Below are 15,068 nucleotides of genomic sequence, written 5' to 3'. Positions count from 1 at the left end.
AAAGCTCGGCTTCGAATTGTGGGCTCAGCGGATGTGGGCGGTACTCAAAGGCGCCCGGTCATCCGGCCGGGCCTTCCCGCTTAGGAGCTGACCGACCACGGCTTCCGTCGACTGTCGCCAGTCAGGTGCGTTCCACCCGAAGGTGGAAGCGAACTTCGCGCTCGACAGCCGTGAATTGGCGGGGCGGCGTGCCTTGGTCGGATAGTCCTTGGCGGCAATGTCGCGCACCCGTGCATAGGGTCCACCAAGCTTTCGGCTTGTGTCCAGGATATGACGGGCAAAACCGCTCCAGCTGATCTCGCCCGAGCCGGCCAGATGATAGATGCCGAACGCGGTGAAGCTCTTGTCGCGCCGCAGCGTGGCCGCCGCATGCAGGATCGCGTCGGCGATATCGAACGCGCAGGTGGGATTTCCCCATTGATCGGCCACCACGGAAATCTCGTCGCGGTCGGCGGCCAGCCGCAGCATGGTTTTCACGAAATTCCTGCCGAACGGGCTGTAGACCCAGGCGGTGCGCAGGATCACATGGCGCGGACCGGCGGCGGCCACCGCCTGCTCGCCGGCGAGCTTGGAAGCACCATAGACACCGAGCGGCGCCGTCGCGTCGGCCTCGACATAGGCGTCGGGAGCACTGCCGTCGAAGACATAATCGGTCGAAAGATGGATGACGGGAACGCCGAGCCGCGCTGCCGCTTCAGCCACCTTACCGGCACCGGTCGCGTTGACCGCAAAGGCCAGATCTGGCTCGTCCTCGGCCTGATCCACGGCCGTGTACGCAGCGGCCGACACGACGATATCCGGCTTCGCAACCGCGATGGCGTCGATGACGGTGTGGGGTCTTGTCAGGTCGAGTTCGGGACGGCCGATGGCGACGACCTCAACGCCGGCATTTCCATGGCCGGCCTCCAGAAAGCTTGCCGCGACCTGGCCGTCGCGTCCGGTGACAACGAGCCTCACGCGCCCACCTTGCGGGCTTCGCCCAATCTTTCGCCGGCATAGCGCTGCTCGCGGATCGGTCCCCACCACCATTTGTTGTCGAGGAACCAGTCCACGGTTCGAGCCAGGCCGCTGTCGAAGTTTTCCCTAGGCGCCCAGCCGAGCTCGCGGCCGATCTTGGAGGCATCGATGGCGTAGCGGCGGTCATGGCCAGGACGGTCGGTGACGAAGGAGATCAGCTCGCGATAGCGCCGGCCCCCGGCCCTGGGACGCCTGATGTCGAGCAGATCGCAGATCGTCTGGACGACGGAGAGGTTCGTGCGTTCCGAATTGCCGCCGACATTGTAGCTCTCGCCGGCAAGCCCTTTCGTAGCGATGAGTTCCAGGGCCCGCGCGTGATCCTCGACGAACAGCCAGTCGCGCACATTGGCTCCGGCGCCATAGACCGGCAGCGGCTTCTCGTCGAGCCCGTTGAGGATGACGAGCGGAATAAGCTTCTCGGGAAAATGGTAGGGGCCGTAATTGTTAGAACAGTTGGAGAGCACGACTGGCAGGCCGTAGGTCTCGTGCCATGCCCGCACCAGATGGTCGGAGGCCGCCTTCGAGGCGGAATAGGGCGAGGACGGCGCATAAGGTGTCTCCTCGACGAACATGCCGCCATCGAAAGGCAGGTCGCCGAACACCTCGTCGGTCGAGACATGATGGAAGCGGAAGCGGCTTTTCCTGTCGTCGGAAAGGCCGCGCCAGTATTCGAGCGCGGCATTGAGCATCTTGTAGGTACCGACGATATTGGTCTCGATGAAGGCGCCAGGCCCGTCGATCGAGCGGTCGACATGGCTTTCGGCCGCCAGGTTCATGACGATATCGACGTCATCACGGCGCATTATGTCGAGCACCGCCCTCTCGTCGCAGATATCGGCATAAGCGAAGCTGTAATTATGGGCATTCTCGATCGGCCGCAGCGAGGCCAGATTGCCGGCGTAGGTCAGCTTGTCGAGATTGGTCACCCGGTAGACCGGATTGGCGCACAGATGCCGGCATACCGCCGAGCCGATGAAACCGGCGCCGCCTGTCACCAGAAAGTTCATACAACTATCCCCATGCAGCACCCTCTTTGGGCCACACTCTTCCTGGCTGCATTCTCTTTGGCAACGCTCATCAATCAAACACCTCCGCCGCGGCCAGCGGCGGCGCCTTGAGGTCCTTGTCCGACAGCTGGAAACCGCCAGGTAACGAGGGCCATTCGATGCCGATGGCGGGATCGTCGAAACGGATCGACCGGTCATGCTCCGGCGAGTAGGTGTCGGTCACCTTATACAGAACCTCGGTGTCGGGCACGAGCGTCACAAAGCCATGCGCGAAGCCCTTGGGCACCAGGATCTGGTTGCCCCTTTCGGCCGACACTTCCAGGGAGATCCATTCGCCAAAGGTCTTCGAACTTCGGCGAATGTCGACACAAATGTCCAGAATCCGACCGCGTATGACACGCAGCAACTTATCCTGGGTCCGGGGCGCGAGCTGATAATGGAGCCCGCGCAAGACGCCCGCCGCGGCGGAGTAGGAATGGTTGTCCTGCACGAAATGCAGTTTTAGTCCAGCCTGCGCAAATCGGTCGGCATTATAGGTTTCCATAAAGAAACCGCGCGCATCGCCATGCCGCTTTGGAATGATCTCCAGCACGCCTTCGATGCCGAGGGAGCTGATCTCCAACGCTCAGCCCTCCGACAGTTCGACGACACGCCGGCGCAGATAGGCGGCATATTCATTCTTTCCCAACCGGGTGGCGCGTTGCAGCACCTGCTCGGCCGTCAGCCAGCCCTGCTCGAAGGCGATCTCCTCCGGGCATGCGACCTTGATGCCTTGGCGATGCTCGATCGTGCGTACGAAGGAAGAAGCGTCGTTCAGACTGTCATGGGTCCCGGTGTCGAGCCAGGCATAGCCGCGCCCCAGTCGATGCACATGCAGCAAGCCGCGATCGAGATAGGCGTTGTTGACCGCCGTGATCTCAAGCTCGCCGCGGGCCGAAGGCCGAATGGCCGAAGCGATGTCGACGACAGTGTTGTCGTAAAAATAAAGCCCGGTGACGGCCCAGTTGGATTTCGGCTTTTGCGGCTTTTCCTCGATCGTGCGCGCCGTTCCGGTGGCCTTGTCGAAGGAGACGACACCATACCGTTCAGGATCATCCACACGGTAGGCGAACACCGAAGCGCCCGTGTCGCGAGAAGCGGCGGCGCGGCAAAGCTGCGACAGCCCGTCGCCAAAATAGATGTTGTCGCCCAGGATCATCGACACACTGTCCTTGCCGATGAACTCGCGGCCAATGATGAACGCTTCCGCTAGTCCATTGGGATGCGGCTGCTCAGCATAGGAGATATCCAGGCCAAACTCCGATCCGTCACCGAGTAAATCTCGGAAAACGGGCAAATCCCGCGGCGTCGAGATGACCAGAATTTCACGAATTTCCGCGAGCATCAGCACGCTCAGCGGATAATAGATCATCGGCTTGTCGTATACTGGAAGGATTTGTTTCGAGACAGCTAACGTCAGCGGATAAAGGCGTGTTCCACTGCCTCCCGCAAGGATAATTCCTTTCAAGAAGCCCTCCTTGACATGCCAAGATCCCCCGGCAGCGACGGTAGCCATACGAACCCTGAAAAGCAGCTGCCAGTGCTCGCATATATCGTAGAGTCGTTACCAAAATACGCCTGGTGCCACTCCTGGATGCTCCTCGTGAACTGGAACGGCACCATGTCGGGACGCCCCAAGAGCCATACGCGGTGAAGAAACCGGATCGTAGCAAGGTTGATGCTGTCGGCCGACAGCCTCGTCGCCGAGTTCCAGGAGCAGCCTGGCGACGTGATAGCCTATGAAGCCCGCAACCCTGTGACCAGAACCTTCTTCCGAACCGCCCGTCCTCGGGACTTGACCCCCTGACGTCTATGCAACCCCAAGCTTCTTGCTAAACTCAGGAGCGCTTGAGCAGCGACCAGGCGGCCGGCACCAGGCTTGCCGCAAGCGCAACCTTGATCAGGTCGCCGACGATGAACGGCACGACGCCGAACTGCCAGGATTTTTCCGGACCGATGAGCAGCGCCAGCCAGGCAAAGCCCATCGCCATCATCACCACCTCGGCAACCAGCATCGCGTTGAAAAGTTTGATCGGGTGACGGTCCCAGCCGCGATCGGCGGCCCAGCCGACAATCGCCGCCATGACCACGAAGCCAGCGAGATAGCCGCCGGTGGAGCCGAGCATGTAGGCAATGCCGATGCCTTTCTCCGGCGTGCTCTGGAAGACCGGGAAGCCCATCGCGCCTTCCGCCATGTAGAGCAGGAGAGTGGCGACGCCTAGGCGCATGCCGAAGGCGGCGGCGATCAGGAAGACGGCGAGTGTCTGCATCGACATATCGACAGGCCCCAGCATGACCTTGGTCTTGGCCGACAGGGTCAGCAGCAGCGTTCCGGCGATCGCCAGGAAAAACTGCGTTGCCAGCCGCGCCGCGCCTTCCTGCGGCAAGGCCAGAGAAACAAGCGGGCGCATCGTCGTTGCAGTTGCCATGGTCACTTCCCCAATCCGATTTGCCGCGATCCAACAATCGCGCTCTTGCGTTTTCCTATATTGGCTTGCGTGCTATGCGGCAATCGCTTTTGCCATTCCAGGAACAATGTGGCGACATGGCCCTCAAATTCGATACCAGCTTCGATCCCAACTACGGCCAGGGCGCGAACGTGGCGCCTGACGTGCAGCGCGTCACGGCCCGAAACCCGAGCCCCTTCACCTTTTATGGCACCAACAGCTATATCGTGGGGCGCGAGACGCTGGGGGTGATCGATCCGGGTCCCGATGACGATGCGCATCTTCAGACCCTGCTCGACGTGATCGCCGGCAGGCCGGTCAGCCATATCTTCGTCAGCCACACGCATCGCGACCATTCTCCGCTGGCGGCCCGGCTGAAAGAGCGCACCGGCGCCACGGTGCTCGCTGAGGGACCGCACCGGCCAGCAAGGCCGTTGCACATTGGCGAGACCAATGCGCTCGATGCCAGCGCCGACATGGCCTTCCTTCCCGACATCCCGCTGCCGGACGATGCGATCGTCGCCGGCGACGGCTGGGCGATCCGGACGGTTCTCACCCCCGGCCACACCGCCAATCACGCGGCGTTCTCGCTGGAAGGAACCGGAATCCTGTTTTCGGCCGATCATGTCATGGGATGGGCGACGTCCATCGTCGCGCCACCGGACGGGGCAATGGCAGACTACATGGCATCGCTGGACAAGCTAATCAGGCGCGACGACCACCTGCTGCTGCCCGGCCATGGCGGGCCGGTGACGGCGCCGCGCAGTTTCATGCGCGGACTGAAGACGCATCGCAAGATGCGCGAGCGGGCCATACTGGAGCGGGTCAGGGCCGGCGACCGGACGGTTCCCGACATGGTCAAGGCGATCTACCGGGACACCGATCCCCGGCTGCACGGTGCGGCCGGCCTGTCCGTGCTTGCCCATCTCGAGGATCTGGTGGCGCGCGGCATGATCTCGACAGACGCCGCCCCCGCCATCGACGGCATTTTCACGCCAGCTCGATAGGTGCACCTGGCCCGGCCTCTCCTCACCGGTTTCTCGCTGGCCAGTTCAGCTGGGAAATGACTATTCGGCTGGCGCCGCCCCGACCTGTCCGGCGACTTCCTGGTCCAGTTCCGCCAGGAACTCGGTGATGCGCGCGGCATTGTCGCCAAGGTCATGGCGGCCGTAGCGCGAAGCCGACCGCATGTCGACGATGATCATATCGCCGTTATCGGTCACGCGGATCGCCACATCAGCCGGGAGGCCGAGCGCGAAGCTCGAGGCGACGGCGGTAATGGTCACTTCTCTCTGCCCAGCGAGGTCGGGATAGGGTTGCGAAAGGTCCCAGCCGCGCCGGTCGAGCACGGTTTCGACGGCATTGACGACGGTCTCGAACGGAAGGTCATAGCTGCGTGCGCTGACCAGTGGATAGCTGTCGGTCTGCAACGTCTGCTCGCCCGGCGTGGACGGAGACAGCACATTCATGTCCTTCGTGCGGTCAGTGACATCGAGCGCGGGCGGATCGTCGAAATCGGTCGAGATGTCCCTCAGCGGCGGATAGATCGTCGCCCAGTAGGCAGCGACGCCATACGGGGTAAGCACCAGCAGGGCCAGCAAGGCGCCAACGGTCAGATCGCGGCCGCCACGGTCGCCGAAATTCCATAGCCTGGAAAAGGCCAGCCCGGCAAAAAGCAGCGCCAGCGCCGCCAGCAGCGCGACAATGCCCAGCACCCACAGGAATACGGGCGTCTCGACGAGACCGAAGCGATGGCCGACGAAGTCGGTCAGCAAAAGCACCGCTGAAAATGCGCCCGTGCGCCGCGACCAGCCGGCAGCCTTCGACGTTTGCCGTTCCAGAATGCTAACCATTGTTCTCTGCGCTGTCCCTACCCGGACGGAGGTTTAGTGCCTTTTTGCGACGGCTTGAAGCCGAAACACGCAACATCCCCTCAATCCGTCGGCAAGCGGTAATCCCTGAACTGCTGGCGCAAGGTGATCTTCTGGATCTTGCCGGTGGCGGTATGCGGTATTTCGCCGACGAAAGCGACATCATCGGGCATCCACCATTTGGCCAGCTTGCCATCCATGAAGCCGAGAATGTCAGCCTTGGTCGGTTCCTTGCCCGGCTTGGCGACGACGACCAGCAGGGGCCGCTCGCCCCATTTCGAATGATGAACACCGATGGCCGCCGCTTCCGCCACGTCCGGATGGCCGACGGCCAGATTCTCGAGTTCGATGGTCGAGATCCATTCGCCGCCGGACTTGATGACGTCCTTGGCGCGATCGGTGATCTGCATATAGCCGCCGGCATCGATATGAGCGACATCTCCCGTATCGAACCAGCCGTCCTCGTCGAATTGCTCCGTGCCCGCGCCGCCATAATAGGCGCGGGCAACAGCCGGACCGCGCACCTTCAACCGACCAAAGGTCTTGCCATCCCAGGGTAGCGGGTTGTTCTCGTCGTCGGTCACCTTCATTTCGACGCCAAAGGGCGGATAGCCCTGCTTGCCCTGGATGTCGAGCCGCGCTTCTCCCTCGAGGCCGACATATTCGGGCTTCAAGGTGCACAGCGTGCCGAGCGGCGACATCTCGGTCATGCCCCAGGCATGGATGACCTGGACACCGAAATTGTCCTGGAATTTCGTCATGATCGCGCGCGGGCAGGACGAGCCGCCGATGACGACCTTGTTCAGATGAGGCAGCTTCCTGCCGGTTTCTTCCAGACATTGCAGCAGCATCATCCAGACCGTCGGCACGGCAGCGCTGAAGGTCACTTTCTCGGTGTCGAGCAATTCGTAGATCGAGGCGCCGTCCATCTTGCAGCCAGGCATGACCAGCTTGGCGCCGATCATCGGCCCGCTCTGGCCGAGACCCCAGGCATTGGCGTGGAACATCGGCACCACCGGCAGAATCGTATCGCGTGCCGACAGGCCCATCGCATCGGGCATGGCCGCGATCATGGCGTGCAGCACGTTCGAACGGTGACTATAGACAACGCCCTTGGGATCGCCTGTCGTGCCAGATGTGTAGCACATGCCCGCGGCAGTACCTTCGTCGAAGGTTTTCCAGGCGAAATCGCCATCGACCTCGTTGAGCCACTCCTCGTAAGCGACGACATTGGGCAACGCGGTTTTCGGCAGGTGCGCATTATCGGTGAGCACGATCACCTTTTTCAGCGATTTGATGGCGCCGACGATCTTCTCGAGCAACGGTATGAAGGTGAGGTCGACGAAGACAGCCTTGTCCTCGGCATGGTTCATGATCCAGACGATCTGCTCGGGAAACAGGCGCGGATTGAGCGTGTGATAGATCGCGCCGATGCCCATGATGCCGTACCAGGCCTCGATATGGCGAGCGGTGTTCCAGGCCAGCGTGGCGATGCGGTCGCCCAACCGATAACCGTCGCGTTCCAGCCGCTGGGCCACCTTAAGAGAACGACGATGGATGTCGGCATAGGTGGTGCGCACGATCGGCCCCTCGATCGAACGCGACACGATCTCGCGCACGCCATGCTGCCGTTCAGCATTATCGATCAGCTTGTGGCACAGCAGTGGCCATTCCTGCATCAGCCCCAGCATCTCGTTCCTCCCCTAGGTTTTTTGCATTGTAGCTTTGGTTCATTGTGAAGCGAACCGGAGGATTGTCCAGTCACTCGCTTGCATGGCGGACGACTTTCTGAGCCCGTGCAAAATCGGCAACCGGTTGAATTTTGACGGGTTTTGGGCCTTCGGCTCCTGAATGCTCATGCCGACGAGATGGCAGGAGGGTCAAAATCGTCGTGTTGGAAACGGCGTCGTATTGGACGAAATCACGAGTAAATCCGCCACAATCCGGCCATCGTCCGCGTTAAGTTTCGTTAACGGGCAAAGGGGTGCGATTGGCGGCTGAAAGAGGTTCGCATGGACGCGCAGCTTGACGACAAGGCCCTGGAGAGCACACTTGCGGAAAGCCTGGCCGATTTGGTGCCAGACGAAAAGACTGTTTCCGAAGAAGAATTTGTTGAAGTTGTCGGCGGCGCGCTCGAAGCGGTCGGCGGCACGCTGCTGTTCAAGATGTGCGTCCAGAACGAAGGGGAAGGCCAGCACGTGGCGGCGGCATCCGTCGGCGACGGCGGCAATCGCCAGTTCCTGCTGCTCACCTTGCCGACCGGCGGCGGCTCGCTGAAAGTCGAGACCGTTTCGAGAAGCAGCAATCCAGTGGCGGGCATCGCGGCCGCCTATGCCGGCCTGCTGGATGCCTTCAAAACCGCCGCCTGAGCCTTAGCGGACAGCGCTGGTGTGCCGCGCCTAGGCTGCTGGCGGCTGCCATGTTCGATGCCAAGGGGCCTTGCGCAACAGCTGTGTCCGCCACACCTTAAGGCCAGGCAAGGAGGAACCAGCATGGACAAGATCGCCAACCCGGCACCCGGCTTCCAGCGCAATCCCGACAAGATCATCACCATCGAGCCCTATGTCGGCACTGTCACGGTGCGCGTCGGCGATACGGTTATCGCTTCATCATCGAAGGCCAAGGTGCTGACCGAGGCGCCTTATCCGGCCGCCTTCTACATTCCGTTCGCCGACATCGATTTCGACAAATTGGGCGGCACGGAACACTCGACCCATTGCCCCTACAAGGGCGATGCCAGCTATTGGAGCGTGCTGCCGGCTGGCGAGGCGGGCAAGGACGCGATGTGGGCCTATCGGAAACCTTTCGACGAAATGACCGATATCCGCGACCACGGCGCGTTCTACGCCAGCAAGGTCAGCATCGAAGCCAAGCCGGGCTGAGTACTTCGCATCAGCCATTTGCAGGCCGGCATCACCTTAATATCAACGCGCAATCAGTCGGTGGTGCCGTGATCGCCTGTGCCATCGGCATCGTCGAGGCGCACGAAGATCATGCCCCTGTCCTTGAGGGCCAGGAGGCCCTGCACCACGCCCTCGCCGGCGGCGTGGGTCGGCTGGTTGATGTGGGCGATGATGACGTCGCCGTCCTTGGCCGCGGCGATGCGCTTGGCGGCTTCCTTGGCGCCGAGCAGCGAGCCGCCATCGCCATTGATCGAGAAGCCGGCAATCTTGAAGCCGAGCTTGCGGATCATCGCGATGGCCGAGGGGCTGTATTCGGCGGTTGCGCCACGGAACCATTTCGGCGCCGGCTCACCCGTCCTGACAAGAGCAGCGGCACCCGATTCGACCTCGGCGAGCACCGCGTCAGGGCTGCCGGCGCTGCGTATGCCATAGATTTTCTGCGGCGTGTCGACCGCCGGAATATGGCGCCCGCCGTGATTTTCCAATTCGAAAAGGTCCGGATGTGCCCGCATGATGGCGACGGCCGCAGCGTTGCGCTTCAGCCAGATACCGGTGACAAAAATGGTGGCTGGTATCTTGTTTTCCACCAGCGCCGAGAGAATCCGCGTGTCGGTCTGTCCGCCGCAGGCATCGAGCGTGAGCGCGACGTGGCCCGCTCCGCTAACCGCGGGCTTGATGTGCAGCGTGGGCTCGACCAGCGGCGTTGCATGGCCGCTGGATATGACCGCCAACGACATGGCGATCGTGCAGAGATGTCCTTGCAGCTGACGCATCACACCGAATTCCTGACTGGCGATTTCAAGCCGGTATCCCAAGACCCGCATGAAGGCGGAAATCGGGACGATGGGTAGCAGAAAAATGCCTGGCGCGGCAATTTGACCGCCAGCCTGGTGAACGAACCTACCGAAAACAGCCGCTCAGACAGCGCCTTCGCGCTTCATCTCGGTGCGCGCGAGAACCTCGCGGGCCGCTTCGACGACAGGCTTGACCTCCAGGCGCCAGACACAACACGCTTTGCTGGGGTCGGTCCGGCGGCACAAGTCCTTGGCCACGCAGTCGCATGGCATCGGCGGCCGAAGCGCTATGCTGGGCACACCGACAGGTCCCCAGCGCGAAGGATGCGTCAGGCCGAACAGCCCGACAACCGGCGTGCCCGCGGCAGCAGCCATATGCATCGGGCCGCTCTCATTGCCGAGAAACAGCCGGGCCTGTTTCAGGACCGCCATCAGGCTCTCGAGCGACAATGTGCCGACAAGATCGACGACCGGCGTCGCTGTCTTGGCCAGGACCTGCGCGGCGGTCTCGCGTTCATCCGGCCCTCCCACCAGGACGACGCCCAATCCGGTGTCGGTTGCAATTTCGTCGATCGCCTCGGCAAACCGTTCCGGCTGCCATTGCCGGCCCTTGAAACTGGCGCCGGCATGGACGGCGACAAAGGCGTTCGGGTGAAGATGATGCTTGCCCAGAAGCGTCAGGGCTTTCACGGTCTCGAACGGCAGCGGCTGGATGCTTGGCACGGTCACGCGCAGATCGACCCCAAGTGCTTCAAGCGGCGAAAGATAGCGATAGACAAAATGCTGGCCGCCAAACCCGTACGGTTTGGCAAGCACATTGGCAGGCTGCCTCTCCAGCAGCCGCAGCGGCCTTTCGGATGGATTATAGCCGACGCGCGTCTTTGCGGTGACGAGCCCACTGATGATGCGTGAGGTTTTTGAATCGGTCAGGTCGATCGTCAGGTCGAAGCGGAAGCCACGCAGCGCCCGCACCGTGGCGTAAAGCTCCTTTACGCGCTCCAGAGTGGTGCCGCGCATGCGGGACCGCCTGAATGCGACCACCTCGGAGGCGATGCCATGCGCAACCACGAAGTTCTCGAATTGCGCTTCACAGAGGAAGACGATCCTTGCATCCGGGAATTCGAGTTGCAGGTTCCTTGCCAGCGCCGAGGCAAGAACGATGTCACCTATGAACTTCGTTTGAATGATCAGGATCGAGCGGAACGGCACGGGCGAGATCTGCAACATCTGATTCCGAAGACAATTGGCGGGCCGCCTGCAAATTGGGCAGGAACAATGTCGAGATTACGCGATGCCGTCAGCACGTTCGCGTGAGTTTTCATACAAAACCGTAAGCTTTGATAGAGCCTGACCGGCTTAGCCACGCCCCTTCTTCGCCACCTGCACCGCAGCCTGCGCGGCCGCCAGCCTGGCGATCGGCACGCGATAGGGCGAGCACGACACGTAGTCGAGCCCAACCTCCTCGCAGAAACGGATCGACGCTGGATCGCCGCCATGTTCGCCGCAGATGCCGAGCTTGATCTGAGGCCGGGTCGCCCTGCCCTTTTGCGCGGCCATGCGCACCAGTTCGCCGACGCCGTCGATATCGAGCGAGACGAACGGATCCTGCTCGATAATGCCCTTCTGGCGGTAGGTCTCCAGGAATGAAGCCGCATCGTCGCGCGAGATGCCGAAGGTGGTCTGGGTGAGGTCGTTGGTGCCGAAGGAGAAGAACTCGGCCGATTCGGCGATGACATGCGCACGGATCGCGGCGCGCGGCAGTTCGATCATCGTGCCCGTGAGATAATCGATCTTGACGCCGCTCTCGTCCATGACGCTTTTGGCGACCGCATCGATGCGCGCCTTCACGTAATCGAGTTCCTTCACAAGGCCGACCAGCGGCACCATGATCTCAGGCACCACCAGCGCGCCGGCCTTCTTGCCGGCCTCGACGGCCGCCTCGAAAATGGCGCGCGCCTGCATCTCGGCGATCTCAGGATAGGAGACGGCCAGCCGGCAGCCGCGATGGCCGAGCATCGGGTTGAATTCGTGCAGGGCCTCGGTGCGCTGCCGGAGCTTGTCTGGCGATACGTTCATGACGGACGCGACCTCGGCGATTTCGGCCTCGGTCTTGGGCAGGAATTCGTGCAGCGGCGGGTCAAGCAAGCGGATCGTCACCGGCAGGCCGGCCATGATCTCGAACAACTCCAGGAAATCCGAGCGCTGCATGGGCAGAAGCTTGGCAAGGGCCGCGCGCCGGTCCTTCTCGGTGTCGGCGAGGATCATCTCGCGCATGGCCACGATGCGGGCGCCGTCGAAGAACATGTGTTCGGTGCGGCAAAGCCCGATGCCCTCGGCGCCGAAGGAGCGGGCCATGCGGGCATCGAGCGGCGTTTCGGCGTTGGTGCGCACCTTCATGCGCCGTGCCGCGTCCGCCCATTCCATGATGGCGGCGAAATCACCGGACAATTCCGGCTGAAGCATCGCCACGGCGCCCTTGAGCACCTGGCCGTTGCCGCCGTCGATGGTGATGACATCGCCCTTGCGGAAGGTCTGCCCCATCGAGAGCAGCGTGCCGGCCTTGTAGTCGACGCGGAGCGAGCCGGCTCCGGAGACGCAGGGCTTGCCCATGCCGCGCGCCACGACCGCCGCATGGCTGGTCATGCCGCCACGCGTGGTCAGGATGCCCTCGGCGGCATGCATGCCGTGGATATCTTCGGGACTGGTCTCGATGCGCACCAGGATCGCCTTGCGCCCTTGTGTCTTGAGGTCCTCGGCATCGCCGGAGGAAAAGACGATCTCGCCGGTGGCGGCTCCGGGCGACGCCGGCAGGCCAACGCCGATCACATCGCGCGCGGCCTTCGGGTCAATGGTCGGGTGCAGCAACTGGTCGAGCGAGGCAGGATCGATGCGCGCGACGGCCTCCTCCTTCGTGATCAGACCGTCCCTCGCCATCTCGACAGCGATCCGGAGCGCGGCCTTGGCGGTACGCTTGCCGGAGCGGGTCTGCAGCATCCACAACTTGCCGCGCTCGATGGTGAATTCGAGGTCCTGCATGTCGCGGTAGTGCTTTTCCAGACTGTCGGAGATGGTGACGAAGGACTGGAAGGCGTCCGGCATCAGCTTCTGCAGCGACGGCTTGTCGGAGCCTGCGGCAATGCGGGCCGCCTCGGTGATATTCTGCGGCGTGCGGATGCCGGCGACGACATCCTCGCCCTGCGCGTTCACCAGGAACTCGCCATAGAGCTGCTTCTCGCCGGTCGAGGGATTGCGGGTGAAGGCGACACCGGTGGCGGAGGCTTCGCCCATATTGCCGAACACCATGGCCTGGACGTTGACCGCCGTACCCCAGCTTTCGGGGATGTCGTGCAGGCGCCGGTAGGTGATGGCGCGGTTGTTCATCCAGCTTGAAAACACAGCACCAATGGCGCCCCAGAGCTGTTCGTGCGGGTTCTGCGGGAACGGCCTGCCGAGTTCTTCCTCGACCTTGGCCTTGTAGAGCGCGATCACGCCTTGCCATTCGATCGCCGTCAGTTCGGTGTCGAGCTCGTGGCCGAGGCTAGCCTTCTGGTCTTCCAGTATCTCCTCGAACACCTCGTGATCGAGGCCCATGACGACATCGGAATACATCTGGATGAAGCGGCGGTAGCTGTCATAGGCGAAGCGCGCATCGCCGGAATCGGTGGCCAACGCCTCGACCGTCTCGTCGTTCAGGCCGAGATTGAGCACGGTGTCCATCATGCCCGGCATCGAGGCGCGGGCCCCGGAGCGCACCGACACCAGCAACAGCTTCGACGGATCGCCGAAGCGGCGGCCGGTCAGCCAGCCGATATGATCGAGCGCGACCGCGACATCGGCTTCCAATCCCGCGGGATAGGTGCGGCCGTTCGCATAATAAGCGTTGCAGACCTCGGTGGTAATGGTGAAGCCCGGCGGCACCGGCAGGCCCAGGCTGCACATCTCGGCCAGATTGGCGCCCTTGCCGCCCAGCAAGTTCTTGTCGCCGGCACGGCCTTCCGCCGCACCATCGCCAAAGGTGAAAACCCATTTGGTCATGCTTTGCTCTCCGGTTGCAGGAGATTGGAAAGATTGGCGAAACGGAAAGTTCCGCCCGTGTCCGACTTTGGAGCGATATGATGCTGCAGTGCGAAAGGCAAGCGCCGGAAAAGCCGGCTGGCCGCTACAATCGATTAAGAAAAGCCCTTCCGAGGCATGCGGCAAAAAGACTTGCCACCTTACGGTTCGATGTCTAGAACATAAAGGGAACGAGAGGTACCTCATGAAACAGAATGGAAAACTCGACTATCTGGAAATGCCGGCGACCAGCGGCACGCTGGACCGGGTGAAGGCTTTCTACAGTGCCGCCTTTGCCTGGTCGTTCACCGACTACGGGCCGACCTACTCAGCCTTTGCCGAAGGCCTCGACGGCGGTTTTCAGGCCGATGCCGCGGAAGCATCGGTAAAGCCGCTGCCCGTGCTCTACAGCGAGAATTTGGAGGAAAGCGCTGGCGGCACGATCATCAAGCCGATCTTCCCGTTTCCGGGTGGCCGACGTTTTCATTTCGTCGATCCGGCCGGCAATGAGTTGGCCGTGTGGTCCGAATAGTCCGTTTTGTGGATCACCTACCGCCAACCGCGCTGCTGGTCGATTGAGTGTTCCCGCGACTGCTCATAAGCATTGTGCTTTTCGGCTGCTCTGCTAATAACGCGCCGCACAAGCGACTCTGATGGCTATTGGGGCGTCGCCAAGTGGTAAGGCATCGGTTTTTGGTACCGACATTCCCAGGTTCGAATCCTGGCGCCCCAGCCAGACGATCAAGATCCGTTCCGGACGCAGGGGGAACCAGAGCATCTTCACGATCTTCCCTTGAGCTGATTGGCTAACAATTCCACGACGCCATAAATCCAGTAGAACCAACGCAATCGCGGCAAATCGGGCGCTACTTTGCACATGGTCTGAGCAGTATCGCCTTGAACATCTCCCTCTTTCCATATAAGATCGGCCGAAATT

Annotated in this window: 14 protein-coding genes and 1 tRNA gene; 5 read left to right on the top strand and 10 right to left on the bottom strand. The window is 62.0% G+C overall.

Annotation, left to right across the window (positions count from 1 at the left end; translation table 11 throughout):
• Positions 1-24: 24 nt before the first annotated feature.
• From rfbD to FJW03_RS03925, 5 genes are all read right to left on the bottom strand, one after another.
• The gene (gene rfbD, locus FJW03_RS03945; RefSeq protein ID WP_140761345.1) at positions 25-957 is read right to left on the bottom strand and encodes a dTDP-4-dehydrorhamnose reductase; all 933 of its coding nucleotides are present in this window, start codon (positions 955-957) and stop codon (positions 25-27) included.
• Positions 954-2,024 carry a dTDP-glucose 4,6-dehydratase gene (rfbB, locus tag FJW03_RS03940; RefSeq protein ID WP_140761348.1) on the bottom strand — a complete coding sequence of 357 codons (1,071 nt, stop codon included), beginning with the start codon at positions 2,022-2,024 and terminating at the stop codon, positions 954-956. The genes rfbD and rfbB overlap by 4 nt, the downstream gene beginning before the upstream one ends.
• A gap of 70 nt (positions 2,025-2,094) precedes the next feature.
• Positions 2,095-2,646 carry a dTDP-4-dehydrorhamnose 3,5-epimerase gene (gene rfbC / locus FJW03_RS03935; protein WP_140610044.1) on the bottom strand — a complete coding sequence of 184 codons (552 nt, stop codon included), beginning with the start codon at positions 2,644-2,646 and terminating at the stop codon, positions 2,095-2,097.
• 3 nt (positions 2,647-2,649) lie between these two features.
• A complete protein-coding gene (gene rfbA, locus FJW03_RS03930; RefSeq protein ID WP_140610091.1) occupies positions 2,650-3,531 on the bottom strand; it encodes a glucose-1-phosphate thymidylyltransferase RfbA in 882 nt (293 codons plus the stop codon).
• Between the two features lie 370 nt (positions 3,532-3,901).
• Positions 3,902-4,492, bottom strand: coding sequence for a biotin transporter BioY (locus tag FJW03_RS03925; protein WP_140610045.1), 591 nt, complete (start codon positions 4,490-4,492; stop codon positions 3,902-3,904).
• A gap of 116 nt (positions 4,493-4,608) precedes the next feature.
• On the opposite strand from FJW03_RS03925, the gene FJW03_RS03920 reads away from it, so the two are divergent.
• Positions 4,609-5,517 (top strand): MBL fold metallo-hydrolase, encoded by a 909-nt coding sequence (locus tag FJW03_RS03920; protein ID WP_140610046.1) that lies wholly within the window; start codon positions 4,609-4,611, stop codon positions 5,515-5,517.
• Between the two features lie 60 nt (positions 5,518-5,577).
• Here FJW03_RS03920 and FJW03_RS03915 read toward each other — a convergent pair whose 3' ends face one another.
• Together FJW03_RS03915 and FJW03_RS03910 are read right to left on the bottom strand one after the other, a co-directional pair.
• Positions 5,578-6,363: a DUF1499 domain-containing protein gene (locus tag FJW03_RS03915; protein WP_140610047.1), complete on the bottom strand. Its 786-nt coding sequence runs from the start codon at positions 6,361-6,363 to the stop codon at positions 5,578-5,580.
• Between the two features lie 80 nt (positions 6,364-6,443).
• A complete protein-coding gene (locus tag FJW03_RS03910; protein ID WP_140761351.1) occupies positions 6,444-8,072 on the bottom strand; it encodes a fatty-acid--CoA ligase in 1,629 nt (542 codons plus the stop codon).
• A gap of 321 nt (positions 8,073-8,393) precedes the next feature.
• Between FJW03_RS03910 and FJW03_RS03905 the strand changes: the two genes are divergently transcribed.
• Together FJW03_RS03905 and FJW03_RS03900 are read left to right on the top strand one after the other, a co-directional pair.
• Positions 8,394-8,750, top strand: coding sequence for a hypothetical protein (locus FJW03_RS03905; RefSeq protein ID WP_140610049.1), 357 nt, complete (start codon positions 8,394-8,396; stop codon positions 8,748-8,750).
• 123 nt (positions 8,751-8,873) lie between these two features.
• Positions 8,874-9,263 carry a DUF427 domain-containing protein gene (locus FJW03_RS03900; protein WP_140610050.1) on the top strand — a complete coding sequence of 130 codons (390 nt, stop codon included), beginning with the start codon at positions 8,874-8,876 and terminating at the stop codon, positions 9,261-9,263.
• A gap of 53 nt (positions 9,264-9,316) precedes the next feature.
• On the opposite strand, the gene FJW03_RS03895 is transcribed toward FJW03_RS03900, so the two are convergent.
• The 3 genes from FJW03_RS03895 to ppdK form a co-directional block, all read right to left on the bottom strand.
• Positions 9,317-10,057 (bottom strand): polysaccharide deacetylase family protein, encoded by a 741-nt coding sequence (locus FJW03_RS03895; RefSeq protein ID WP_140761354.1) that lies wholly within the window; start codon positions 10,055-10,057, stop codon positions 9,317-9,319.
• 144 nt (positions 10,058-10,201) lie between these two features.
• Entirely contained in the window at positions 10,202-11,305 is a 1,104-nt protein-coding gene (locus FJW03_RS03890) for a glycosyltransferase family 9 protein (RefSeq protein ID WP_140610052.1), read from the bottom strand.
• A 129-nt stretch (positions 11,306-11,434) separates the two neighbouring features.
• On the bottom strand, positions 11,435-14,113 hold the full coding sequence (gene ppdK / locus FJW03_RS03885) for a pyruvate, phosphate dikinase (RefSeq protein WP_140761357.1): 2,679 nt from the start codon (positions 14,111-14,113) through the stop codon (positions 11,435-11,437).
• 223 nt (positions 14,114-14,336) lie between these two features.
• On the opposite strand from ppdK, the gene FJW03_RS03880 reads away from it, so the two are divergent.
• Positions 14,337-14,663, top strand: a complete 327-nt coding sequence (locus FJW03_RS03880) for a VOC family protein (protein WP_140761360.1) — start codon at positions 14,337-14,339, stop codon at positions 14,661-14,663.
• A gap of 129 nt (positions 14,664-14,792) precedes the next feature.
• Positions 14,793-14,867: transfer RNA gene (locus FJW03_RS03875), tRNA-Gln, on the top strand.
• Positions 14,868-15,068: the final 201 nt, after the last annotated feature.

Source organism: Mesorhizobium sp. B4-1-4 (assembly GCF_006439395.2).
Lineage (GTDB): Bacteria > Pseudomonadota > Alphaproteobacteria > Rhizobiales > Rhizobiaceae > Mesorhizobium.
Note: the sequence above shows the minus strand (reverse complement) of the source record. Positions and strands in the feature narration are given on the sequence as shown.

Bases quoted from the DNA above. Each gene is read 5' to 3' on its own strand.
- rfbB (WP_140761348.1), bottom strand. From the start codon at position 2,024: ATGAACTTTCTGGTGACAGGCGGCGCCGGTTTCATCGGCTCGGCGGTA.
- FJW03_RS03925 (WP_140610045.1), bottom strand. From the start codon at position 4,492: ATGGCAACTGCAACGACGATGCGCCCGCTTGTTTCTCTGGCCTTGCCG.
- FJW03_RS03920 (WP_140610046.1), top strand. From the start codon at position 4,609: ATGGCCCTCAAATTCGATACCAGCTTCGATCCCAACTACGGCCAGGGC.
- FJW03_RS03915 (WP_140610047.1), bottom strand. From the start codon at position 6,363: ATGGTTAGCATTCTGGAACGGCAAACGTCGAAGGCTGCCGGCTGGTCG.
- FJW03_RS03910 (WP_140761351.1), bottom strand. From the start codon at position 8,072: ATGCTGGGGCTGATGCAGGAATGGCCACTGCTGTGCCACAAGCTGATC.
- FJW03_RS03905 (WP_140610049.1), top strand. From the start codon at position 8,394: ATGGACGCGCAGCTTGACGACAAGGCCCTGGAGAGCACACTTGCGGAA.
- FJW03_RS03900 (WP_140610050.1), top strand. From the start codon at position 8,874: ATGGACAAGATCGCCAACCCGGCACCCGGCTTCCAGCGCAATCCCGAC.
- FJW03_RS03895 (WP_140761354.1), bottom strand. From the start codon at position 10,057: ATGCGTCAGCTGCAAGGACATCTCTGCACGATCGCCATGTCGTTGGCG.
- FJW03_RS03890 (WP_140610052.1), bottom strand. From the start codon at position 11,305: ATGTTGCAGATCTCGCCCGTGCCGTTCCGCTCGATCCTGATCATTCAA.
- ppdK (WP_140761357.1), bottom strand. From the start codon at position 14,113: ATGACCAAATGGGTTTTCACCTTTGGCGATGGTGCGGCGGAAGGCCGT.
- FJW03_RS03880 (WP_140761360.1), top strand. From the start codon at position 14,337: ATGAAACAGAATGGAAAACTCGACTATCTGGAAATGCCGGCGACCAGC.